Source organism: Peptococcaceae bacterium 1198_IL3148, assembly GCA_036763105.1.
GTDB lineage: Bacteria > Bacillota > Desulfotomaculia > Desulfotomaculales > Desulfohalotomaculaceae > JBAIYS01.
This window is the reverse complement of the sequence record JBAIYS010000004.1, coordinates 132,472-158,216: the sequence shown is the minus strand read 5'-3', so window position 1 is coordinate 158,216 and position 25,745 is coordinate 132,472. Positions and strand designations below refer to the sequence as shown.

Genomic DNA, 25,745 nt, shown 5'->3' with positions numbered 1-25,745 from the left:
CCTTATTTCTTTAGACTCTTAGGAACATCTGGTTCAAAGAAAACCCAATGGCTATATGGAGTTATACCTGTTTGCGCAACAAACATTAACGCAGCAGCCAAGCTTGATAATGCCATTGTTTTTAATCCCTTAAACATACCTTACACCTCCTTTCTAATAGTTAAAGTTTTATCCAATAATTTAATTATCCTGTAACCCAGTGGTGATATAAAAAAGAAACTGCAGGCTACCCCAAGGGTTGCGGCCAAAGCATACTGTATTTGTTGATTACTGTTCAAAAAAACAACACAGATTAACCAAACAATTAATAATATAAAAACTTGAGCTTTTTGTTTCTTTCTGCTGATCACATCTGTAACTGTTTTCTTTTCAGTGCCAGCAGGTACCCACTTAACAGTACAAAAGCAACCACCAAGGAATACAATGGTGATTAAAACTATTAACAAATCAGTAGATATGTTTAATGTGGCCAACTTAGCAAAACCTAAAATCATTACCGTCCCTATGCTAAGACACTTTGCGTATGTGCTTAAGTGAACACCACCGCCACATTTACGAAGTAATATAAAAAATGTCAAATATACCGCAACTTCTTTAAATATGCCTAAAATAAGCGAAAGGGATAGTATTACCAATAATTTTAAAGTGGCACCAATAAAAACCTGCAACCCATATGAATATATTTCCACTTGGTCATCGTCGACCTGCAACTGTGTCCCTATACTTAAAGCAATTTTGTCGGAAACCTTCTTTAACATAACACCGCTTCCTTATCTGGTATCGATATTATAAAAGTTGTCTTGTGGCTAGAATATACCTCAATCTTTCCATGATACTTATTAACAAGTTTATTAACTAGATATAAACCATATCCTCTCGCTTCCGACCCCTTAGTTGTATAACCTGCTTTGAAAATATTAACTTTGTTTTCAATTTTGGGACCGGAATTATGAACATATATTTTATAACAACTATTTTCATACTTAAACTCAATGGCGATCCGACGATTATTATTTTCTTGAATAACTGCTTCGATGGCATTATCTATCAGATTACCAATTATACTGCACAAATCCCATGGTTCAATAGCAATTTTATCTATTTCACATTTTACTGCAATGGCAAAATCAATGCCTTTTGATTCTGCCACTCCCCGTTTACTATTGATTAAACCTGTGAGCGCAGGATTACCAACGTAAATTATATCCCCCATATGCCAGTAGCGGTCTACAATGCCTTCAATATATTCTTTGGCCTCTTGCACTTCATCTAAATGTATCATGGCCTGAATGGTTTGAATATGTCTGGTATGTTCATGCCGCTGTGTTTGTAAAATTTTAGATAAGTTCTCAACCTGATCTAAATGTGATTTTAAAATTTTTACCTCATAATCCTTTTTGGCATTCTGCTCTATCTTTTTAATACAAAAAATAACCAAAGCACTTAATACAAACACCAAAATATTAACTAAAGGTAGATACGGCTTCATTCTATCAATATCTTGATATATATATATCTGTTGATTAATAATTATAATGAACATTGTTTCTACCAATATAGTTATGACCACTATTAAATAATTGCCTTTAAACATAACATTATTTCCCATGTATGCTCAAATCATATAATACAAAGTTACATTTTTTGATTACCATGCATAAAGCCAACATAATAATTCCTATAGGTAAAAACAACACTATATTCAATACAGGTTCAGAAGATAATGCACTTATACCCATACCACCTATAGAAAGCATAATTGGTACTAATAAACTCTGTAAAACACCATTTATTAACGCCCCCACCGTGATGCCTATTAACCCATATACAAGTTTAATATTACCTATAGCCCTACATAATATTGCATCAATTAGTACGAGAATCAAAGTGTGCACGCCAAATGCAAGTGGAAGATGCCTTACAAAATATGCAAACACACAAACTATTAAAGAAATAATTGTAACTTTTTTAAGTTCTATATTTAGATTGAATAGTTTAAACCCTAGTATTATCATCAAAAATGTTTCCGGAAAACTCTGAAATAAAATTACATACCATGGTAAAGGATACATGTGGTCTCCTCCTTATCAGAATTTGGGTATTTTTCTCTGATAAGAAGTTTGACATAAAATACACAATTCCTTTTTTGTAACTATTTTGCATTATATCTACTTTATTACTAAAAATTATTTTTAAATCCTTTCACCTCTGCCCAATAGCCAAAATCTCGACCTTAATAACCACATACAATAACTTTACTGACCATTCATTGAGTTTAACCATATTAAATAACGAAAGGGATTCAGCAAATAACTGAACCCCTTTCGTTATTAAAAAATCATCTCATCCCACTACTTACTAACATAACAGGCAGGCTTACAAATGATCTCATGGATTTTGGTTTTAAATATACTACTGGCATGGGACGGAGTAATGATTACCGCGGTATCAGCCCCGCGGGCTGAGCCGCCAACTGCAATAATGGGTTCGCCATAGGGGATTAAACCGGCATCAAGGGCCATTATCGCCACCTCAACACATACTTTGGTGCCTTGACCCAACATTCTTAAGGTATGGGCAATTATTTCCACAGGATATGCCCCACCAAAGGCATTGCTAATGCCTCTTTCGGCACCACTGAGCACATGGGTGGTAGTTAATACTTTGATTCCCCAATTAATCAGTTCCTCACGGGTTTCAGGGGACATCTCACTTTTACCCGGTTCTGGGTAACCGTGGGCATGGGTAACACAAATAAAATTAATACCTTCTGAGCCCTCTGAGTTGATAAAGGCTTTAGCTGTATCACCTTGGTTAGAGGCCACCACAATGTGTTTAATATTTTTTTCTGTGGCCGCTTTTAGCGCTAACTTGGCAGTGTCATAGGTGTTTATTTTACCGATTGAATTAAAATACATAATTTTTACCACCACCTTTTCTGATTTCTTTAAACAATATATAAAATTTTATTTGAAATCAAGTAATCATTCCTAGGCACCTGGTTACTTATATTGAGCCCTTTCGCCGCCGATAAGCTTTGGCCGATGACGGGCCGCGGTCAAATGGGCTTGGCCAATTGCTTTTACCTTTAGACGCACCGGCACCGCCACCCTTTTTAAATGCATACCAATAAAGGTATCACCGATATCTAACCCGGCATGGGCAGTGATGGTCTCCACCACCACCGGCTCGTTAAACCTTTCCATCGCCATCGAAGCTAACGAACCGCCGGCTTTGGGTTTGGGCACCACCGACACAATTTCCAAACCATATGTTTTAGCACATTCCCTTTCCACCACCAAAGCCCGGTTTAAATGTTCGCAACATTGAACCGCCAAAAAAAGATCATTGTCTTTAATCACCGGCAGCAGTCCTTCCATTATGGCCTTAGCAGTATCAACGCTGGACGCCGAACCAATCTTTTCGCCCATTACCTCACTGGTGCTACAGCCAATCACCACTATCTCTCCGGCCTCTAAATTAGCCACCGACAACAATTCCTGTAGCGCTTCTTTGGCCTGTCCAGAAATTTTGTTAACCAAAAGATCACTTCCTTATAAAATATATTGTCAAAATACCATTAACCTTATCATCACCATTACTTATTATAAACTTTTATAGAGATGACTTCATTAATTTCTAACAAAAAACCTCCAAGGTAGCCCTCGGAGGTTTTTTGTTAGATATAGGATAAAAGCAGTATTAACTTATTACGTTAGAGGGTTTACCACCGATATATGCTTTTATGTTATTGGCCATCAAATTAATCAATCTTTGCCTTGATTCTAATGTCTTCCAGCCAATATGCGGCGTTAAGATGACGTTATCCATCTTAAATAAAGGATTATCCAACGCCGGCGGTTCTTGTTCTTGCACATCCAGCGCCGCTCCGGCAATAACACCGTTTTGCAACGCTTCAATAATATCTGCCTCTTTAATCACTTCCCCCCTGGAAGTGTTAATTATGTAAGCCGTCGGTTTCATCAACTTTAACGTGTCTTTATTAATCAGATGTTTGGTACCAGCGTTTAGCGGACAATGAATGCTGACAAAGTCACTTTGTTTTAACACTTCTTCCAGACTGGCATTTTGTATACCAGGGTCATCCCACTGTCTGGGGGTGCGATTATAGACTAAAATGTTCATGCCCAAGGTTAAGGCATTCTCCATCAGCTTTCGGCCAATGGCACCACTACAAATGATACCTAAAGTTTTACCCTGGACTTCAAAGTGGGGCACCTGAACATCTTTGGTAAAGTTATCAAAGTTACCCCTTTCAATCATCAATCTTTGTAAATGCAATGAGGATGCAAAATTTAGCATCAATGCGGTGGCCAATTGAGCCACCGCCTCGGTGCTATAGCCCGGCACATTGCACACAGTTATATTCTTCTCTTTGGCGGCCTCAATGTCTATGTTGTTAAAACCAGTACCGGCTTCACAGATCAATTCCACCGAAGGCGGAAACTGAGATATTAAATCTCTGCCTAAGGGCAGTTCTTTAGTAATGACAACATGCTGGTCTTTAACTCGTTCTAATATTTCCTCGGGGCTGCTGGCATCGTACTTGGTTACATTGGCCAGTTCATCGATTGGTGAAAGATCTAGCTTGTGGTCAAAGTCTAACCTAGCCACATTAAGAAAGACAGCGTTTTTCAAATTACCTACCTCCCTCTATAATCTAACGTTTTCTTAAAATATCTCTGTATTTCTTAGAATTACACATTTTCAAAAACAAGCATTATGGGTATATTTTTCAACATTGTATAATTATGGATAGAAAACCTTATACCAACTAAGACTGCGTCTTAGTTTGGTATTGCGGCCATGGTATCCACATGCTCCATTAGCAATTGCTTATTTTCTTTACGTAGCTTGGCTAACTTGATCTGCTCTGGTGTTAGGTTATCTTTTTCTTTAAATGAACCTGTTTTTTGGCTTTGTTTAATCCATTTGTCTAAAGCTGATGGCGTTAATTAGTATTCACGAATAATATCTTTTCTAGGCTTACCGTTATTATATAATTGCACCATCTGTTGTTTGAATTCGTCTGTATAGGTTCTTCTTTCTCGTTTGGTCATAGTAGCCTCTCCTTAGGTTTATTATTAATAGTCTACTTGACCTTAAAAAATCTGTCTAGCTAAGTGTAACCTATCCACTAGCAGGCATTGGGTTTTGATAACGAGTTGTAACTTGTATTTTTTCTTGCAACCAATGTTCTAGTACTTGCCTAATTTCAGATTCACCAATGAGTTTGGTAATCTGGTTACTATCATCAACATGAGGGAACAGCCTGATATAATATTTACAGTCTTTAAATTCTAGATTTTTCTTTCCACTTGTACTGCCAGCATAAACACATATAACTCTGTCTACGTATGTATGTCGGTGATAGAATATATCAGTGGTTTCAGCACAATACATAATGTTATTATAGTCTGTGAGCGCTACCATTGTGTCGGTAGGGGTTCTATTGTAGAGCGCATCAAACTTCCTAAACTTAACTTCGATTACTGCCAGTCCTAGGAACTTGCCTAATTGATCTTCTTCTTTTTCATACAACTCCAATCTTATATCAGGTCGGTTGTGGGTACTATATGTGTAAAAAGAATGGTTATGTTCTTTTGCATCTTCTTCACTGCGGGGTAACGGATCATCATAAACCACTTTAATTGTATGTGTGTCATTTTCCAAAGTGAAAACGGAACTCTCTGGAATACCGTTAATTATTATGTTTTCTATAATATTGTTATCTAGGCCTTGGGTAACGTTAAAACCATATTCCATAGAACTTAAGATATCAATAGTCTTAGATACAACAAAATATTCGAATACCTGCCAGGTGTGTTTAGGCACCTGTATTAATCTTGAATTATTGCCATGTGGTTTTGCGAACAATTCGCTTTCCTTGTACAATCTTTGTATCCGTTTTAACACCTGACCTTGGAGACGGATGTCTCCTTTAGGTGGTCTTAACAGTACATCCTTTAGTTCTGTTTCATGCATCAGGTATAATATGCGGTGTTTTATAAAATACAAGGACTTAAGCCATAGATCACGGTCATGCTTATATTTACACCGTTTTTCAATTTTTTGCCTTAATACACCGATTTCAGTAGGCAGAGCCCGGGAGTATATCTTAGAAACATTGGGATCATTAATTTGGTATTTTTTAAGTATGATTTTATCAATTTTTTGCTCGTGTTGCTTTATATCCTTTCTTAACGTGTGTACTTCTTTTTCAATGGCAACAATGGCATCTTCAATCTTGTGAAACCATCGATAGAGAGTGTACTTAAGCCACATGCTGTTTTTTTCATCAACAATTAACTGAGTCTTTTGGTTAAAGTAAGGTTTTCCCTGATTTTGTACACCTTTGGTTAGCGTTTTACGGAATCCTTTGGCATCCATTTTTGCAGGAAAGGGTTGGGTGACATATCTTTTAACCATTTTTCTTAGTTCATCTTGATTAATCCGAGAGAATAAACCTACTATTTCGGATTCTTTTTGGTAATGAAATTTACCATATTCTCTATACCAGTGTAATTCAACTCTGTCAAATTGTTCTGCCAAACCCTCATTTACGATGTGGTCATAACAAATATTTTGTATTTGTTGCTCTAAGAAATTGTGTATGCCTATTACTTGCTCATAGGAATAGTGAATAGGGATAACAGGCACTTTAGTAAGGTAAACTTCATCCTTATAGATCAGCTTCATTATTGTATAGCCCAAACGAAAAGGAAAGGCTAGATTACCACTGACATTGAAAACACTCATTGAATTTCCTAAAGGAATAGTAAAACCGTTTTCCTGCTGTTCATTATCACTATGGGTTTCGATTTTCAAATAACTGTTTTCATCATGGTCATTCCTGGTATCAGGATAGAAACCTATGGTTAAATTTATGTTTTCTCTAATAACAAACTCTCTATTAGGGCCATCAACGTTAAATATGGGTGGGTCCGAAGTGAAATCAGTTATATATTTGTCGTTGTCATAACCAACCTTTACTACAACGTTTATAGGCAGTTTCTTTGAGTTACATAGTATAGCCATTAATTACCAAATCCTTTGCTTTTTGATCCAATACTTCTGCCGACATACCAAAGTTGTTGTACATTTGTTCTTCGCTTGTTTTATCATCCAATTCATTTTCTATCTCAAACGCTTTAAGCTGTTCTCTTAAATGGCCACCTTTGATTTCACCAGTATCTATTTTGTAGACACCTAATAAATCTTGCAACATTTCCCTGTGACCTTTAATCTTTGTCAATATGCGTTGGCAAATCTGAATATCGAAGGCTTTCTTACGATTAATTAGTTTATTGCCATCTTTATCTTCGGGAATATTATTGATAAAGTGTGCCATTGCCTTTACAATTCTAAAGCTTACACCGTTTTGGGCATCAACTTTTCTTAATTCTTGGTGAATTCTATCCAATAATCTTAATTCTTCATCGCTCATTATAGTCAGGTGGTTATTTGTTGTTTTAACCCATCTACGGAAGTTAACTGCTGAAATTTTATCAAAACTCCTAACCTCAATATGCTTATTGGTATAGTGTTTTGCATCCAAGAATGATTGTTTTTTTAGTTGTACCAGGTTAGTTCTATCTAACAGACGGTTAGAGAATTCCTTAGTGGTTTCATCAAGATTCACAGTACCAATAAATATTACATTGTTTCCAATATGAATAGGTTTACTATATTCTTCTTGCAGGCAATGCTGTTTTTCACTTACCAGATGTAACATGCGGTGTTCTCCTTCAAGTTCTAATAGGGAAATGAATGGGCTAAACCAGTGTTCTACTTGAGATAAGTTCATTTCTTCGAAAATACAAACATGTAATTTTTCCGGGTTTTTGCTGGCTTTCAGTAAAAAACTCACTAGACCAGTTTCACTTTCAACATATGCACCTGTTTGCGGATGTAAGTACCCTAAAATATCAGAGGGTTCAGTATAGGATGGACTGATTGGAATTACCAATAGATCGTCACCTTTTCTCAAGCCCAGGGTATCACAGTATTTCATTGCCAACTGAGATTTGCCCGTTCCAGACATACCGCCAACAATGGTAATAAAATTAGTCTTAACAGCAGTATGGAAACTGTCAATATCAGTACCATCATAATAAAGTTCAGATAAAATCATTTTGTTTTTAAGAGCTGTTAAAAATTCATATTCTTCAACGTAATTTTCATCTGGCAAGTTTTTAGTTGTTATAGTTTCCTCTTTTGTAGAAATCAGTTCTGCGAGAACTTGTTCTTTAGGTTCAGGCTTAATTTCTTTATCCTTTTTGGTTTCAGTATTCACAATAAAAGGTTCAGATTCTAACGGCATATCTAAAGATGCGCCTTTTTCATCCATTAAATCCCTTAGTTGTGCCGTGTATTCAAAAGGAATAAAATGTAATCCTTGATAGGTACACTGACAATTATCTTTAAACTCATAAGGTAACTTAAGTCTTTTGATTTCCTTGTAGTCTTCGCAATGGAAAGTTGAGATGTTTTTTATATTAGGTGTTAATGACGTTGTTTTCATATCTGGAAAGTAGAAAAGCGTGTCCTCACAAATTACAAACTCCGGACTTGGCATCATAGAATTATAATTTCTAAACTGAACATACTCTTCATTTTTTAGCATGTACTCAAATCTTCTGCGGTCAATGTTACTAATAACAGATGGTATGGTGTTATATATTTCAGATACTGGTTTTTCTTCTGATATATATATCATTTCGTAATTATAGTAGTAAGGATCTGGTTCGTTAAATTCCTTTCTTCTGTTATCTATGTGTAGCTTTGGGACAGCAAGTATTAATTTATCTTTTAAAGCTTCGCGCAGAGTCTCCAATCGGTCTAATCCTTCAAATTCAGTAAAGTTAATTGTATTTAATGCCTTCATATTTCTCTCAGAAAATGATACAAAGGGTTGATTAATGTGTGCTATAGCCTTTGGCAAATTTGAAAGTGCTTTAAGGTAAATCACAATATCGTTGGAATGGCTATAAGCAACATCAATTGCTTGTCCGTTCATTGCAAGCTTAAAGTGGTATGCCATATCATCTGGCGCTACTTTGAAGAGCATAATATTTTTCTTTATTGCTTCTAAATCATTAATACTCAGCATTTCTGCTATACCTATACTCATTTATTAATCAACTTCCTTTCTAATTAGTTCTTTTAACCATTCGGATTCATCAAGGGCAGTTACTTCCACAACGTTTAGATTGTTTTGTCTTGCAAACGTCATTGTTTCATCAAAGTTCTTTATGGTGCCAAATGCATGTCTATGTAAATAAAGGGTCTTGCCCGTATGATTTTCACACCATTGTTTATTTAAACAGGAGTTGATGTCGGTTAGACATTTTTCAGGGATGAACGAAGGTAATTGTTTTGCCAAATTCTTTCTAGTTGCAATTATATACGAGTCTGTTTCCGGCAATATTGAAATTAATAATTCCGCTTTATAATGTGCATCCTTATATTTACAATTAATTTTATCAACTGACTTAGTATTGAAAACATCCCATAAATCCTGAAGTTGTTGTTCGAATTTGGTTATGGTTTTTGTCAATTGTTCTTTCTCTTCAATCAACTTACTAATTTGCCCATAAAATGTTTTTGCGGTACTTATTTTTTTATTTAATTGTTTTTTAACTTCACTTAGTTCTGTACTAACTTTTTTGTTGTTAAGCTTAAGTTTGTTACATCCTTCGGTTAGTTTTTCAAGTTTTTCCTGTGTTCTTCTATAGTCTTTTTCCTTTTTACTATACTCTTTCTCTAATTCCTCGATTCTCTTTTTATACATTTCTTGGGTGGAATCGGCTAACTCTATTTCTTTTGTCGCTACCCAAGTATTAATAGTATTCCATAATTTTGGTGCTTGAGGATTATCTTTATTTTCATCATCTGTTAGGTAGATATAGAGCAGTTTAATTGCTTGGCTTGCTTTGCCTCTAAAGTTAATGATGAAATCTGCTGTTATTTTTTCGGGTATATCATCGGGCAACTCTACATCTTTAAGAAAAATTTCTACACGTTCTTTTACTAATTCTTTAGAGAATTTTTCAGGAGTAAATATTACAGTTAATTGTTCATCTGGGGTTGAAGTTGCATAGTTTTGAAAAAGTCTTCCTTCGGGTTTATTTTTACACCACTCTTTAATTTTATCGTGATACAAATCCTTATCACAAATGTAGAGATAACTTAAAAGTATTGCATCTGGGACGTCAACCCTGTTTCCACATTCTCTTAGTAGCTCTTCACCCTTTAATTTAGGAGTTTTTTCATGTTTTATAAATTCATTACCTAGTTTTTTATAGGTTTCATAAAGGTTGCTCCCCTTGTTAGGATTTTTAAATCCGTAAGCGTATACATCCTTTAATTCCTTTTTTAACAATGGAGTTGGAATTTTAACTCTTCCCCTTTTAGCAAAACCATTGGGTTTGATTTTCATTGAATTTGCTAGTGAATTAATTTCTCTGTCGCTTAGTAGACTTAGAAATAAGTCATGCTCTAACACTGGCGTCTCCCCTTTCTTTTATGGTAAATATAATAGTCACACCTTAAACCACCCTATATCATAGGGTACTTAAATAACTGTATCTAACCAAATATCTGATAAAGACACAAAAATTATGAAACCCGCCGATATCGCTTCTGAAAACACAGCGGGTTTACTCTTTTTCATAAGTAATACTATATAAAGGTGCGGGCAGGCAAATGCCATTATTTTTATATTTCAGGACTTATTTCCTAATAAATTTATAAAAACATTCTACTTTTTTGTTGCAAATCCTGCTTTTATAATATTTTAAGCACATTAAAAGCCTAAAAGCTGCTGTTACCAATATATCAGATTTCTTATTCTTTCTGGATTAATGAGATGAGATTCAGTTATAGCCAATTAACGGCATATTATAGGTTTTCACGGGCAATATATAAAATTAAATGACCATTAACAATAAGGATGTGGATTTATGAGTGAGCTAATTGATGGCAAAGGTCAACGCCAAGAAGTCCTCAAAGATATCATTAAAGAGCTGCACAACGGCAAGTCTCCCGATGAAGTCAAAGACCGCTTTGCCAAATTGATTAAGAACGTGAGTGCTAAAGAAATCTCCCAGATGGAAAGCAGTTTAATAACTGAAGGCATACCGGAAAATGAAGTGAAGCGATTGTGTGACGTTCACGTATCAGTATTTAAGGAAGCTTTAGACGCGGTGGTGCCAAAGGAACCGCCACCGGGACACCCAGTACATACTTTTAAAATGGAAAACCGGGAAATTGAAAAAGCCACCGCGTCGCTGCAAAAAATGCTTAGCCAATTAAAAAAAGGTAAGAATGAGGCGTTGAATGATTACAAAGGGGCAATCAAAAACGATCTAGAGGTACTTTCAGAAATAGAAAAGCATTATCTACGCAAAGAAAACCAACTGTTTCCTTTATTAGAGGGTAAAGGTGTCCAAGGGCCCACCAAAGTGATGTGGCAGTTCCACGACGATGTGCGTAAAATGCTCAAAGAAATAAAACAGGCAGTGGAAAACAATAATGCCAAAACAGTGGTGGCCACGGGTGAAGAATTAATTAAAACAATCAACGACTTAATATACAAGGAAGAAAACATTCTATTCCCGATGGCGTTAGAAACATTGAATGAAAAAGAATGGGTCAGGGTACGGCAAGGCGAAGAGGAGATTGGTTATACTCTGGTGACACCGGGCACCGATTGGAAACCCTCGGCAGAAGCCTTGGTGGATTTGGAAAAGGATAACACCGGGCAAAATCAGGATGACATCAAGCTGGATACCGGTGTGCTCACTCCAGAACAGATTAATCTGATACTGACCAATTTGCCGGTGGACATTACCTATGTGGACGAAAATGATCGGGTACGATATTACTCCCAAGGTCCCGAGCGGATTTTCCCCCGCAGCCCGGGCATTATCGGTCGGGATGTGAAAAACTGTCACCCCTCATCCAGCGTCCACGTTGTTGAAAAAATTGTCAGCGAGTTTAAAAATGGCACCCGGGATGCGGCTGAATTTTGGCTAGAATTAAACGGCCGTTTTGTACATATCCGCTATTTTGCCATTCGGGATAAAACCAGTAAATATCGGGGTGTGGTGGAAGTGACCCAAGATGTAACGGACATCAGATCGCTACAGGGTCAAAAACGCCTTTTGGATTGGTAAATCACTTATTATTGCTAAAAAGATCTTACCTGCAGCGGTAAGATCTTTTTAGTGTTTTTATTTTTTCCTTCTGCTGTACGGGGTTTCTTCCAGAGGCAGACTGGTTCTAAATTTGCCATCCCGCCGATAGTAAGCACAGGCCACCGCCGGTGCGGTTGGAATGGTGGCAATTTCTCCGATACCCTTGGCCCCATAAGCTAAAGGCACATCGTTTTTCTCAATGATAATCGTTTCAATCTCCGGTCGATTGGTAGCCCGGAGTAACCCCAGCGTACCAAATTTGGCCTTGGGCATCCCTTCTTCTAAAGGAAAATCTTCAGTTAACGCATAACCCATACTCATCAGCACGCCACCATCAACTTGCCCTTCGATACCGGTGGGGTTGATGGCGCGTCCAATATCATGGGCCGCTATCACTTTCGCCACCTTGTTTTCTTCGTTTAATAGCACCACATGAGTGGCATAGCTATAGGCCACATGGCTCACCGGATGGGGCTTATCTGTACCGATGGGGTCGGTAACACCGGAAAACTCGTCGTAATATTCCCGGCCTTCTAATTCCTCCAAGCTATGAGTTTCTAAGTCTTTCTTCAGCTTTAAAGCCGCCTTGCGGGTAGCTTCACCGGTAAACAATGTTTGCCGAGAGGCGGTGGTGGTACCGCCGTCCGGAGTGGTGTAAGTATCCGGCGGACCGGTTTGCAGTAGTTCGGTACTAAGCCCGGTGGCCTCGGCCACCATTTGCGTTAATACAGTGGTCATCCCTTGACCAACACTGGCAGCACCGGTTAAAAGCCATACTTTGCCGTCTTTCACCAGTAGTCTCATCCGACCGACATCTTCTAAACCAACCCCAATACCACTGTTTTTCATGGCACAGGCAATGCCGGCATGGGGGTCACTTTCAAAGACATCTTTCACCGCCAACAGTGTTTCTTTGAGGGCAGTGCCTTCATCGGCAATTTGTCCGTTAGGCAGTACCTTGCCCGGTTCAATGGCGTTGCGATAGCGGATTTCCCACGGTGAAATACCCACCTTTTCAGCCAATAGATTAAGGGTACATTCCATCGCAAAACAAGATTGCGGTACCCCAAAACCGCGAAAAGCGCCGGCAGGGGGATTATTGGTATAGACTGCAATGCCGGTAAGATCGACATTGGGAATCTGGTAGGGTCCTGCCGCATGGGTACAGGCTCGCTCAGTAACCGGCCCACCTAAGGAAGCGTAAGCCCCGGTATCAGTGATAATTACCGCCTTAGTGGCCGTTATTTTACCATTTTCATCACAGGCGACGGTGTATTCCATTTCAGCGGGATGTCTTTTAACAGAAGTCCTGATACTCTCGCTCCGATCCCAGGTCATTTTAACCGGCTTTTTAGTGTGCCAGGCCAATAAAGCGGCATGGTGTTGCACCGTTAAATCTTCTTTGCCGCCAAAGGCACCGCCCACCGTCTTACTGATTACCCGCACCTGTTCTTCGTTTACACCGAACATTTGCACAATGCCCGCATGATCGTCATAAACATTTTGGCTACCCACATATACCGTGATGGTACCATCTTCATTGAGCATCCCCAGCGCACTTTCCGGCTCTAAATAAGCATGTTCAGTAAAGGGCGTAAAATATTTTTGGGTAACCACATACTTCGCATTGGCAATGGCCTCATCCACATTGCCCCGTTTAACCACGGTGGTGCGCAAAATGTTACGCTCCACATCTTTGTGAATTTGTGGCGCGCCATCAGCCATCGCTTCTTGGATGCTGAGCACCGGTTTTAACGGTTGATATTCCACTTCAATTAAATCCAAAGCCTCTTTGGCAGTCTGGCGGGTGGTGGCGGCCACTATCGCCAGGGCATCACCCACATAGCGGGTGGTCTCTCCTTCGGCGATCATCACTGGCCAGTCATGGATGATGTGACCCAAGTGACGCTCCCCAGGCACATCCTTCGCCAGTAATACCGCCTCTACACCTGGGTAAGCTTTGGCCTTAGAAATATCAATGCGTTTTACCAACGCCCGGGCATATTTGCTTCTTAATGCCGCCCCGTGCAACATTCCTTCAACGTGCATATCATCTACATATTCAGCGGTGCCCAAAACTTTAGCTTTGGCATCCACCCGGGGCATGCGGTCCCCCACTCGGTAATCAAATTTTGTAACCTCGGGTTGATAGCCTTCCCGCAAAGCCTTGGCCACCATGGTTATTGCCTTTTCAATTTTTACGTAGCCGGTACAGCGACAAATATTTCCCTGTAGTGCTTTTTTGATTTCATCGGATGTGGGATCGGGGTTCTTATCTATTAACCCCTTAGCACTGATCACCATCCCCGGGATACAAAAACCGCACTGCACCGCTCCAGCCTCGGCAAAGGCCCAACTATAAACATCCTTCTCCCTTTCACTGAGACCCTCCACCGTTACTATCTTTTTGCCATTTACTCTTTCCATTGTTAAAACACAGGCCTTCATGGCTTTACCGTCCACCAGCACCATGCAAGCGCCACAGGCCCCTTCGCCACAGCCGTTTTTAACGGATGTCAGTCGGGCTTCTTCCCGTAGGTAATCGATCAGTTTAACATTTTTATCAACGTTAACATCTTGACCATTAAGATTTATTGTATACATGCTACCCTACCTTTCTTGGCAGAAATGGTTTACGATACAGGTAACTTCCCAAGGGCTTGGGTTGCAATACACCTTCAGCAACCACCTGTTGACCGCGAATAAACACATGTTTAGCTCTGCCCTGCTGCTGCCAACCTTCATAAGGAGTGTAATCCACCCGTTGCTGATGGGTAACGGCGCTAATTTCAAAGGACTGTTGAGGATCCCAGACCACAATATCAGCGTCACTGCCCACCGCCAACGTACCTTTGCGAGGGTATAAGCCAAAGCATTTGGCTGGGTTGGTGGCGGAAAGTGCCACCAACTGGGACATACTGATTGCGCCCCTTTGTACCCCATAGGTGTATAACAAACCCAAGCGATGTTCCACCCCAGGGGCGCCACCAGGTATCATACTAAAATCATCGATGCCCCGCTCCTTTTGTCCCCGAAAATTAAAGGAGCAATGGTCAGTACCGATGGTATCAATGGCACCGGTCTGCAACCCCCGCCACAAAGCCCTTTGATCTTCTCGTTTTCTTAATGGCGGTGACATTACATACTTGGCACCATTAAAATCCTCGGCCAGATAATAGGAGTCATCTAGCAGTAGATACTGGGGGCAGGTTTCCACATATACTTCCATTCCTTTGGCTTTAGCCAGCATCACTTCACTTAAGGCGCTGGCACAACTGAGGTGGACGATATAGACCGGCACCTCGGCCAGTTCCGCCAACATCAATACCCGAGCGGTGGCTTCCCTTTCGGTGATATCAGGCCTGGTGAGGGGGTGACAGTGGGGACCGGTACAGCCCAGCTCTTTAGCCTGTTTGATTAGCACATCAATGACATCACCGTTTTCACAGTGGAAACAGGCCAACGCATCAATTTGCTGACAGCGTTGCAGCGCTTGCAAAATATCGCCATCATTAACTCGCAAATGCTGGTATGCGGTGTATAACTTAAAGGAACTAACCCCTTCCCGTTCCACTAAGACACCCATTTCCTCAGGCACTTGCTGATGGTAATCGTTAATGCCCATGTGAAAGCCATAATCGGCAAAGCTTTTACCCTCAGCCTTAGCATGCCATTTAGCCAGCGCATCAAGGAGGCTCTCGCCCTTTTGCTGAGTGACATGGTCAATAATGGTGGTGGTACCTCCCACCACCGCCGCAGCGGTGCCGCTGGCAAAGTCATCGGCGGTGGTAATGTCACCGGCGGGCATATCAAAGTGAGTGTGGGGATCAATGGCGCCGGGCAGCAGATAGCAGCCTTCCACAGAAATCGCTTGATCCTCTGGGCGCGCAATGCCATTGCCGACGGCTACAATTTTTTCTCCTTCCATGCGCACATCGGCCAGATAACTGTCCACTGCGGTTACTACGATGCCGCCAGTTAGTACTACACCCATGATTCTACAGCGATAACGGGCTTCTGGGGCAGCGGGTGACACAAAGACCACATACGTTAACACTAGTGTTTGCCATAGTTAACTTCTCCTTTTCAAACGGTATTAATGTTCAAAACCAAGCTCACCATCAACTCTTTCTCCGGATTCCCCGGCATCTTCATCCTTTTTGCCGGTCTCATTGAAGAAGTAATTTAGTATAATTGCAGCTATACTACCAGCGGTAATGCCACTGTGCAAAATTAGCTGTGCCCAATCAGGCATATAATGATAGAAATCAGGCGCAGCCAAAGGAATTAGACCAAGACCCAAGCTAATAGCCACTATCATAGAGTTATTGTTGCCATCAAATTTTACTTTACTTAAAGTCCGGATACCACTGGCCGCCACCATGCCAAACAGGGCAATCCCTGCGCCACCAAGCACCGGTTGAGGAATGGCAGCAACCACAGCCGCCGCTTTGGGAAATAGCCCCAGAGCACCTAATATAATACCAGCAGCCACCACCACAAAACGACTTCTAATCCCTGTGAGAGCTAACAGGCCAACGTTTTGCGCAAAGGCCGAGTGGGGGAAGGTGTTCATAACTCCACCCAGTATGGTGGAAAAACAATCCGCCCGCAAACCCCTAGTTAAACCTTCTCTATCCACCGGCTTTTCAACGATTTCGCCTACCGCAATCATATCGCCTGTGGTCTCTGTCATAATAACCAACATCGCCAGTGTCATTGCCAAGATTGACGCTAAATCAAAGATTGGCAAACCAAAATTAAAAGGCAGAATCAGGCCGAACCAAGAAGCAGTAGCCACCTGAGAAAAATTGGTCATTCCTAAGGGTATTGCAACAATAGTACCTACAATTAAACCCAAAAGCACTGCAATACTCTGAAAAAAGCCTGTAAAAAACCGGAACACTAATATAACAAACAGTAATACCGCAAAGGCCAAGCCAACAGCTTGTAAATTGCCGAAATTGGGATCGGCAGTGTTGCCACCACCAGCCCAACGCACTGCCACCGGCAACAAAGAAACACCAATTAGAGTAATGATAGTGCCGGTTACCACTGGCGGGAAAAAACGAATTAGTCGACTAAAGTAAGGACTAATTATAAATCCAATCACACCGGCTGCTATGGTGGCACCAAAGATACCTCGCAATCCATGCTGTGCCCCCACCATCACCATTGGTGTCACAGCAGCAAAGGAAACCCCTTGCATAATTGGGCTTCTAATACCCAATTTCCAAACACCCAAAGCCTGAATTATTGTAGCAATCCCACCTACCAACAGGTCGGCATTAATTAAATAAATTAATTCTTCATTTGATAGTCCTAAAGAGTTAGCAATAATTATCGGCACAGCCACCGCACCGGCATACATAGCCATCACATGTTGTAATCCTAATACAAATAGCCTTCCGGTGGGTAACATTTCGTCAACTGCGGGAACAGTTTTATTTTCCATTTACTACCACCTTCTTTCCTCTATTGTTATACCCTTTGCCAAACTTTAGTTGCCAGTTCCCTTGATTTGGCCAGAATTGCTTCTTCATCTATCCCTACTAAAAGGCGGTCTTGCATAATTACTTTACCGTTTATAATGGTGGTATCCACAGCCCGGCCGGACATGCCAAATAAAACATGACTGTTAATATTATCTTCACCTATTGGTGTGGGTGGGTTGTAGTCCACCACAATCACATCGGCATAGGCCCCTGGTGCCAACACCCCCAGCGGACGATCAAAGTACTCCCGGCAAATTTCCGGGTTGGTGTTAAACAACATTGTCGGCACTTCCACCCAAGCGGCGCTGGGATGTTGCAGTGTGTGTTTATGCAACACATTGGCCACCTTAAAGGATTCAAACATGTCACTGGTGTAACCATCGGTCCCCAAACCCACCGTTACACCCCGTTGCATCATTTTAATTACCGGCGCGGCACCAACAGCGTTGCCCATATTGGATTCAGGATTGTGCACCACCCGACAACGGTGTTTTTTTAACAGTTCAATATCGCTGTCGTCCACATGCACACAATGGGCAGTGATGGTTTTGGGGCCGAGAATGTTAAAACTGGCTAACCGTTCCACCACCCTTTTGCCAAAGTTTTGCAAGGAGTGTTCCACATCTGCCTTGCCTTCGGCGGTGTGAACATGGAATCCCGCATTGTTGCCTTCATTGGCAGCGACACAGCGGTTCAAAGTGTCATCACTCAAAGTCATCGAGGCGTGCAAACCAAACATCCCTTTAACCATTTCTTCCTCTGGTTGGTTGGCATGCTTAATAAAGTCCACATTTTCTTTGATGCCCTCTTCCATCACTAACTGTCCATCCCGGTCTGAAACTTCATAGCACAGACAACTGCGAACACCAATTTCTTTGGTGGCCCGGGCCAGAGCAAACAAACTTTCTCGCACCGCATTGGGACTGGCGTGATGATCGAAGATGGTGGTGGTGCCGTGTTTAACACAGTCAATCAGCGGCGCCAGCGCACTATAATAGACATCTTCCAAAGTCAGTGTCTTGTCCAACTTCCACCAAAGCCGCTCCAGAATTTGTACAAAGTCCTCCGGTGGCGCATCTTTGGCGGCCATGCCCCGGGCAAAGGTACTGTATAAATGCATATGAGTGTTAATCATCCCCGGCATAATAAACTTGCCAACGGCATCGATAAACTGGGCATCGGGGTATTTTTGCTTTAAGTCTTCGGTGGTGCCCACTTCGGCAATTAAATTATCTTTTATCGCCACACAACCATGGGGTAAATAGGGTTGAGCATCATCCCTTGTAATAACTTGCCCATTACCAACTAGTAGCATGTCGCCACCCCTTTATTTCCGAAGTATTCTCAGTACTTTCCTGATATAGATTTCTCACTACTTGATCAGCACCGATTTCATAATGGCATAGTAGCCTTCGGCACCTTTACAAAGTTGATCCACTTCAATGTATTCATCAATGGTATGGGCTAGGTTTTCTTGGGATGGACCGAAGCCAATGGTTTTAATCCCCTTTTCGCCGGCATAGTGACTACCGTTGGTGCAGAAGGAATAGTGAGTTACCCCGGGGTCTAGACCTGCTTCTCGCAAGCCTTTAAGTGCTGCTTGGACAAATTCATCCTGTTCATCGTAAAGCCAACCGGGGAAAAAGCGTTCTCCTTCGATAGTCTCTCCGGTGTAGCACTTTTCTTTACCTACAGCATAGGAAGCTTTAGCTTTAAAATCGGGGTCTTGTTTTTCCATTTCAGCAATGATTTCTTCAATGGGGGCCAGCACCGATTCAGGTGTTTCACCCACCAACAGTCGCCGGTCATAGGTTGCTCGGCAGTGGTCGGGAACCACAGATGCTCCCGGATAGGGTGAAGATTTAATGTCAGTCAGTACTAAAATGCCTTTACCCAAAACCGTTTGTTCCGGAGCGGGCAACTGCTGAATATGATCAATAAGCTTGGACATCTGATAAACGGCATTAATACCCTTTTCGGGGTTGGCTGAATGGGCTGGCTTACCAAAGGTTTCCACCACAATTTCTGCCCGCCCCCTTTGACCCCGCTTTAGGTTAAGTTCAGAGGCTTCACCAATCACCACATAATCGGGTTTGATCGCTTCACTGATTTTTCTGGCGGAAACACCTTCAAAGATTTCTTCATGCACCACTCCGGCCACATAAATGTTACCGGCAAAATCCCGCTTGGTATCTTCGGCAAAAAATGCTGCAGCCGCAATCATGGCGCTGACCGCCCCTTTCATGTCTGAGGCCCCGCGTCCATAGATCTTGCCATCAACCAATTGGCCCCCAAAGGGCGGATGCGACCATTTGGTTTCATCGGGTACCGTTACGGTATCAATATGACCATCAAATAAAATACTTTTGCCGGGTTTGTTGCCTTTTATTTGCCCAATAACGTTACCATAGCCATCCACAAAAAAATCATCAAACCCCAACTTTTTAAAGGCTTGGGTTATACTTTTGACAACCTTGTCCTCTTCGCCAGAGTAACTTCGTTGGCGGAGTAATTCTTGACACAGTTCGATTAGTGTTTGCTTTCTTTGCTCATTAAGCATTTTCCCACCATCCTGTCGTTTTATTGATAGCTGGGATGTTCACCATCCCACACAACGCTGCGGTAATTCTCCGGATCGGTATCTCCTTCGGTGTTAAACAACAGAATTTGGGAATGCTGATTGAGGCCCAGCTTGGCCTTGGCCTCCTCCAAATCCGGACTGGTCATCAGTTCAAACACCAAACCAGCGGTGACCGCACCAGATTCGCCGGAGATAACCCGCAGGTCTTCCATCAGTGGGTTGCCCAACACCCGCATGCCCTTGGCGGCCACCCAGTTGGGACAGGAGAAAAACATTTCGCTGTAATCCCTTAGCACATTCCAGCCAATAATATTGGGTTCGCCACAGGCTAAACCGGCCATAATGGTATCCAAATCGCCGCCTACCACTCTGGGTTTACCATCGTTGGCCACCGCCGATTTATAGAGACAAGCGGCGGCGTCTGCTTCCACAATGGCTGTCTTGGGACAGTTATCGCCAAATACCGAGGCAAAGTAACCCTGCACCGCACCGGCCAGTGAGCCCACACCGGCCTGAACAAAGATGTGGGTTGGTCTTTCCACTTGTAATTCCCGCAGTTGCTCCAGTGCTTCTGCCGCCATGGTGCCATAGCCTTGCATAATCCAAGTGGGAATCTCTTGGTACCCTTCCCAAGCGGTGTCTTGCACAATGACCCAACCATATTTTTGGGCATTTTCTGCGGTCATGCGCACCGCATCATCATAGTTCATATCAACAATTGAGGCCTCGGCCCCCTCTGCCCGAATATTTTCCAACCGGGCGGTGGTAGAACCCTTGGGCATATAAACCACTGATTTTTGCTTCAAGCGGTTGGCTGTCCAAGCGACACCGCGACCGTGATTGCCATCGGTGGTGGTGGCAAAGGTGATCTCCCCCAACTGACGCCGGGTTTCTTCCGAAGTCAGGGTATGGTAATCCATTTCTCCAATGTCCTTACCCAGTTTTTGGGCTAAATATTTGCCCATGGCAAAGGAGCCACCCAACACCTTAAAGGCATTTAATCCAAAACGATAGGATTCATCCTTAACATAAATACCAGCCACCCCCAAGTATTTAGCTAAATGATCCAAACTGCGTAGTGGGGTGATGCTGTACTCGGGAAAACTTTGGTGGAACTGCTTGGCCTTTTCTATTTCTTGCTCACTGAGAAAATCCGTTGACGTTTTTTGCTTGCCCAACATTTCATTGGCTTTCCATTGAACCTTTTCCATACGGCACCTCTCTTCTATGGTAAAAATGCACTATTATGATTATCATAACCTTTGTGTTTTTTGATATTCTGCCAATTTAAGCCTGTAGTAATAAAATAAAAAACTAAGGCAGAAGCCAACATTTTGGCTTCTGCCTTAGTTTTTATACCACCATCTTAAATTTAAATAATTGTATCAACCTGTTGAGCCAACGACACCCGATCTTAGTTAGGATTATATCATCAGCCGCCAAAATCAAAAATAATATATTTGCCTAAATGTTGTCGAAATCAATTCTTTGTCCTTTTTTATACCCAGTAACAGTCAACCTGGCTATTAAAGTTTTGTTATCATCAAAAACATCAACACTATAACTGGCAGTTTTATGGGAAGCAAAAATTTCTTTAGCCTCTGCCACTAACTTCTGTCCTTGGGCGGCTTTAAAATAAGATATATTACCGGTCATGCCCACCGTAACTTGCCCACCGGCATTGGAAGCCGCCGCAAAGGCAAAGTCCGCTAAAGTAAATATTGCCCCACCCTGGATGATATTGACGCCATTGAGGTGATGCTCGGCAATATCCATTTCTGTCACCGCATATCCCGGCTCCACCTTGACCAGTTTAATACCCACATAGTCTGCAAATCTGTCGCCTTTAAAAAATTCTTTTATCTTGTCTTCCATAAGCTATCTCCCTAATATTTTCTCTTTTAAGCGGTGGTATTCCTGAGTATAATAAATGCCGTTTTGGGATTCACGGTAGTCAAACCCATAGGCACGGCGACTAACGGCCAGTAGCGGTGGTGCTTGAATTCTTTTTGCTAACCCTATGCCATTAAATTGACGCCACCAGCGTTCTAGGTCATTGATAAACTCTGCTGGGCTGGCAAATATCTTACTCACTAACCCGGACTCACAGCCAATCTGCTCTTCTAAAACGCCAGCGCTGTACCATTTTAATATATCTTCCGGGGTTGTCCTGGCCCAAGGTTCAATAAAGGCCCGGAATAGGTAATCATGGTAATTGTAAATCAGCGGGTCACCCTTACCTTCATCCACCGCCTGATCAAAGCTCAACTCGGCACTGGGCACGATATCGATAATCCCTTGGGGGATGACTTCCCGCCGGTATACTTGTTCATTGAGATAAGTGGCCAGTTGATAAACCTGGTGTTTCCACAAATCACCCAAGGCAGCCAAAAAACCAGCCTGGTCACCGTAAAGGGTGGAGTAGCCCACCGTCATTTCAGTTTTATTGGCGTTACAGGTAAATCCGCCACCAAAGGCAGCGGCCAATGCTGCCAATATTCTGGCGGAGCGATCCCGGGCTTGAATATTTTCAGCCACAGGCTGGTTAATTTTTAGCTGAATTTGTTCATTACCCTGCGCTTTAGTAATGGGTATATTTTCAATTTGATTGATGGTCAAATCCACCGCCTGTTGAATCGGCAGCACGGTGTAAAAGGCACCCAGTCGCTCGGCCAAAGTGGCGGCCAAGTTTTTGGTGGTGTCTGAATTATATTTACTGGGCATATTCACCAATAAAATGTTTTCCGGCCCCAGGGCTTGGGCATATAACGCGGCGGCCACAGCAGAATCTATGCCACCAGAAATGCCAATGACCACTTTATTAATGCCAATGGCCTGGGTAAATTCTTTCACCCCGTAGAATAATGTTTGATAAATTTCTTCCGCATCAGACTTAACTGACACTTTAACCGGCGGCATGCTATTACCACCATCCGCCAGGTTTAACTTAATGACGTCAACGTTCTGGGCAAAGGGACGATCACAAAAATGAATTACCTCGCCGACGCTGTTATAGACAGCACTGGAACCGTCGAAGGAATAGATGGTTTTGCCGTTGTTTTGGATGCCGACACTATTAACATAGACCAATGGCACTTTGTTTTCCCGAGCTTGCTCCGAAAAAATGCCATTGCGTTCACCGGTTTTGCCCAAAGTAAAAGGCGACGAAGAAATATTTACAACTAAACCAACGCCCCCTTGGCCACAGATCATTTCTATGGGGTTAATGGAATAATTTTCATTCCAACCATCTTCACACAAAACACAGCCCAAACCAAGTCGCTCACCTTTGTAGTTTAAGTAAACAGGCTGCATCAGTTGCTCTACCTTAACACCCAATTCTCCCGCCAGCTTGCGCAGACTATAAAAATACCGTTTATCGTCAAATTCCCGGTAGTTGGGAAGTAAGGTTTTAATTCTAAAGGGATAGGGAAAATTGTCACCACCTAAAAGTTTGCCGTTATGGGCCACAAAGCAAGCGTTATATTTGCGCACCCGTCCATCATCGCCAATTTTGTCCCAATCCATAGCCACGTTGCCAAAGATTATGATCAAATCTTCTGAAGCAGCAATAATTTGTTGGCCAAAGCTCTCGCAATCCTTTAAAAAGGCGGTCTGCTCCCAAGTGTCTCCCAGCAAATAACCCGGAATACACATTTCTGGAAAAATGACCACTTCCGTTTGCTTGGCTCTGGCCTCGGCAATCATGGCTAACATAGTTTTAGTATTAACATCCGGTCTTCCCGGTACCACTGTCATTTGGCAGATGGCAATATTAAGATTCAACAACTACCACCACTTTCTTTAATGCTGAGAAATTTATTTCTTTAATCATAATTTAACCACCTGGGACCAGAATCCTGCATTTAAGGTCGGAAAAGGTGATAACGTTCCCCCTTAAAAAGCGATAAAAATATATTCAACAGCAACTGATGTAGGAACTCAAATTTGCAACGCTTTTTAATCGCCCATCAGGTACTGGTTACAAGCCTTGGCGGCACCACGCCCTTCATTGATTGCCCAAATCACCAAGCTTTGTCCCCGGCGCATATCCCCAGCAACAAAGACCCCAGTCACATTGGTGGCAAAGTCACCATAGGTAGCTTTGGCATTGCCTCTTTGATCGCGCCCAATATCCAACTGATCCAGCAAATGGTCTTCAGGGCCAAGGAAGCCCATGGCCAACAGCACCAGTTGCGCAGGCCACACCCTTTGGGTGCCGTCAATTTCTTTGGGAATTAACTGGCCACGCTCATTTTTAACCCACTGGACATTGACAGTGTGCACTGCTTTAACATTTCCCTGTTCATCACCCACCATCTTTTTGGTCATAATGCAGTACTGACGGGGATCCGCACCATTAATGGCGATGACCTCCTGTTGACTGTAATCAATCTTTAAGGTTCTGGGATATTGCGGCCAAGGGTTATGGGCAGCCCGTTCCTTAGGTGGCGGTGGCATAATTTCAAACTGCACCACGCTTTTACATTTGTGTCGCCAAGCAGTTCCCACGCAGTCGGTGCCGGTATCACCACCACCGATGATAATTACATCTTTGCCGGCGGCGGAGATGTAATTATCATGCTGATAATTGCAATGCAACAAGCTTTTGGTACTGGCTGTCAAAAAATCCACCGCATATTCAATCCCTTTTAAATCTCTACCTTCCACCTGCATGTCTCGAGGTTTTCTAGCGCCACCGCACAACACCACCGCATCAAATTCCTTTAGCAATTGCTCTGCTGGATAATCTGTTCCCACCTCGGTATTGGGCACAAACCTAACTCCCTCGGCGGCCATTAAATCAATTCGTCTTTGCACATAGCGTTTATCCAGTTTCATGTTGGGAATACCGTACATCAATAGGCCACCGAACCTGTCTGCCCGTTCAAACACCGTCACCAAATGGCCAAATTTGTTCAGTTCATCGGCACAGGCCAATCCCGCCGGGCCGGAACCAACCACAGCTACCTTTTTACCAGTGCGATTGGTTGGTGGCTGTGGCACTACCCAGCCTTCGGCATAGGCCTTTTCAATAATGGCATATTCAATAGTTTTTACCGCCACTGCCTGGCCATTAAATCCTACGGTACAAGCCCCTTCGCAAAGGGCTGGACATACCCGACCGGTAAACTCTGGGAAATTATTGGTTTTAATCAAACGTTGATAGGCTTCCTGCCATAAACCCCGATAAACCAGATCATTCCACTCCGGGGGCAAATTATGGTTCGGACAGCCGGTGGTAGCCCCATTAAGCACCATGCCACTGTGACAAAAGGGGGTACCGCATTCCATACAGCGGGCGGCTTGGGTCATTATTTTTTCTTCTGGCAAATGATTGTACAACTCCTGCCAATCGTTTACCCGCTCTTTAGGCTGACGATTGACGGCCACTTCTCTGTTATATTCCAAAAAACCACTAGGTTTACCCATAGTATCATCTCCTTC

The 25,745-nt window shown here is 42.2% G+C and carries 20 protein-coding genes and 1 pseudogene; 1 reads left to right on the top strand and 20 read right to left on the bottom strand.

What is annotated here, in order from left to right; translation table 11 throughout:
- Positions 1–2: 2 nt before the first annotated feature.
- The 11 genes and pseudogenes from V6C27_05950 to V6C27_05900 form a co-directional block, all read right to left on the bottom strand.
- Positions 3–137: a cyclic lactone autoinducer peptide gene (locus tag V6C27_05950; GenBank protein MEG6615971.1), complete on the bottom strand. Its 135-nt coding sequence runs from the start codon at positions 135–137 to the stop codon at positions 3–5.
- A 3-nt stretch (positions 138–140) separates the two neighbouring features.
- Entirely contained in the window at positions 141–758 is a 618-nt protein-coding gene (locus V6C27_05945) for an accessory gene regulator B family protein (protein ID MEG6615970.1), read from the bottom strand.
- Positions 752–1,594, bottom strand: coding sequence for a GHKL domain-containing protein (locus V6C27_05940; GenBank protein MEG6615969.1), 843 nt, complete (start codon positions 1,592–1,594; stop codon positions 752–754). Before V6C27_05940 ends, V6C27_05945 begins: the two co-directional genes overlap by 7 nt.
- Positions 1,595–1,598: 4 nt before the next feature.
- The gene (locus tag V6C27_05935) at positions 1,599–2,072 is read right to left on the bottom strand and encodes a hypothetical protein (protein MEG6615968.1); all 474 of its coding nucleotides are present in this window, start codon (positions 2,070–2,072) and stop codon (positions 1,599–1,601) included.
- Between the two features lie 279 nt (positions 2,073–2,351).
- Complete coding sequence (locus V6C27_05930) at positions 2,352–2,918, bottom strand: pyruvate kinase alpha/beta domain-containing protein (GenBank protein MEG6615967.1); 567 nt, start codon at positions 2,916–2,918, stop codon at positions 2,352–2,354.
- Positions 2,919–3,002: 84 nt separating this feature from the next.
- Positions 3,003–3,542 (bottom strand): TIGR01440 family protein, encoded by a 540-nt coding sequence (locus tag V6C27_05925; GenBank protein ID MEG6615966.1) that lies wholly within the window; start codon positions 3,540–3,542, stop codon positions 3,003–3,005.
- Between the two features lie 160 nt (positions 3,543–3,702).
- Positions 3,703–4,659, bottom strand: coding sequence for an NAD(P)-dependent oxidoreductase (locus V6C27_05920; GenBank protein ID MEG6615965.1), 957 nt, complete (start codon positions 4,657–4,659; stop codon positions 3,703–3,705).
- Positions 4,660–4,838: 179 nt separating this feature from the next.
- A pseudogene (locus tag V6C27_05915) lies at positions 4,839–5,081 on the bottom strand (transposase).
- A 70-nt stretch (positions 5,082–5,151) separates the two neighbouring features.
- Positions 5,152–7,059 (bottom strand): hypothetical protein, encoded by a 1,908-nt coding sequence (locus tag V6C27_05910; protein MEG6615964.1) that lies wholly within the window; start codon positions 7,057–7,059, stop codon positions 5,152–5,154.
- A complete protein-coding gene (locus V6C27_05905) occupies positions 7,043–9,154 on the bottom strand; it encodes an AAA family ATPase (protein ID MEG6615963.1) in 2,112 nt (703 codons plus the stop codon). Before V6C27_05905 ends, V6C27_05910 begins: the two co-directional genes overlap by 17 nt.
- A gap of 3 nt (positions 9,155–9,157) precedes the next feature.
- A complete protein-coding gene (locus V6C27_05900; protein ID MEG6615962.1) occupies positions 9,158–10,528 on the bottom strand; it encodes a hypothetical protein in 1,371 nt (456 codons plus the stop codon).
- 457 nt (positions 10,529–10,985) lie between these two features.
- On the opposite strand from V6C27_05900, the gene V6C27_05895 reads away from it, so the two are divergent.
- Positions 10,986–12,200 (top strand): DUF438 domain-containing protein, encoded by a 1,215-nt coding sequence (locus V6C27_05895; protein ID MEG6615961.1) that lies wholly within the window; start codon positions 10,986–10,988, stop codon positions 12,198–12,200.
- 57 nt (positions 12,201–12,257) lie between these two features.
- Here the strand turns inward: V6C27_05895 and xdh are convergent, their stop codons facing one another.
- The 9 genes from xdh to V6C27_05850 all read right to left on the bottom strand — a co-directional run bounded on the left by xdh (position 12,258) and on the right by V6C27_05850 (position 25,730).
- A complete protein-coding gene (gene xdh / locus V6C27_05890; GenBank protein MEG6615960.1) occupies positions 12,258–14,825 on the bottom strand; it encodes a selenium-dependent xanthine dehydrogenase in 2,568 nt (855 codons plus the stop codon).
- Position 14,826: 1 nt separating this feature from the next.
- Positions 14,827–16,278 (bottom strand): dihydropyrimidinase, encoded by a 1,452-nt coding sequence (hydA, locus tag V6C27_05885; GenBank protein MEG6615959.1) that lies wholly within the window; start codon positions 16,276–16,278, stop codon positions 14,827–14,829.
- Between the two features lie 39 nt (positions 16,279–16,317).
- Complete coding sequence (locus V6C27_05880) at positions 16,318–17,676, bottom strand: nucleobase:cation symporter-2 family protein (GenBank protein ID MEG6615958.1); 1,359 nt, start codon at positions 17,674–17,676, stop codon at positions 16,318–16,320.
- A 26-nt stretch (positions 17,677–17,702) separates the two neighbouring features.
- Entirely contained in the window at positions 17,703–19,031 is a 1,329-nt protein-coding gene (ssnA, locus tag V6C27_05875) for a putative aminohydrolase SsnA (protein ID MEG6615957.1), read from the bottom strand.
- A gap of 57 nt (positions 19,032–19,088) precedes the next feature.
- The gene (locus tag V6C27_05870; protein ID MEG6615956.1) at positions 19,089–20,276 is read right to left on the bottom strand and encodes a YgeY family selenium metabolism-linked hydrolase; all 1,188 of its coding nucleotides are present in this window, start codon (positions 20,274–20,276) and stop codon (positions 19,089–19,091) included.
- A gap of 20 nt (positions 20,277–20,296) precedes the next feature.
- The gene (dpaL, locus tag V6C27_05865; protein ID MEG6615955.1) at positions 20,297–21,508 is read right to left on the bottom strand and encodes a diaminopropionate ammonia-lyase; all 1,212 of its coding nucleotides are present in this window, start codon (positions 21,506–21,508) and stop codon (positions 20,297–20,299) included.
- Between the two features lie 253 nt (positions 21,509–21,761).
- Complete coding sequence (locus V6C27_05860) at positions 21,762–22,172, bottom strand: PaaI family thioesterase (GenBank protein MEG6615954.1); 411 nt, start codon at positions 22,170–22,172, stop codon at positions 21,762–21,764.
- A gap of 3 nt (positions 22,173–22,175) precedes the next feature.
- Positions 22,176–24,083, bottom strand: a complete 1,908-nt coding sequence (nadE, locus tag V6C27_05855) for an NAD(+) synthase (GenBank protein MEG6615953.1) — start codon at positions 24,081–24,083, stop codon at positions 22,176–22,178.
- 174 nt (positions 24,084–24,257) lie between these two features.
- Positions 24,258–25,730 (bottom strand): glutamate synthase subunit beta, encoded by a 1,473-nt coding sequence (locus V6C27_05850; protein ID MEG6615952.1) that lies wholly within the window; start codon positions 25,728–25,730, stop codon positions 24,258–24,260.
- Positions 25,731–25,745 lie beyond the last annotated feature (15 nt).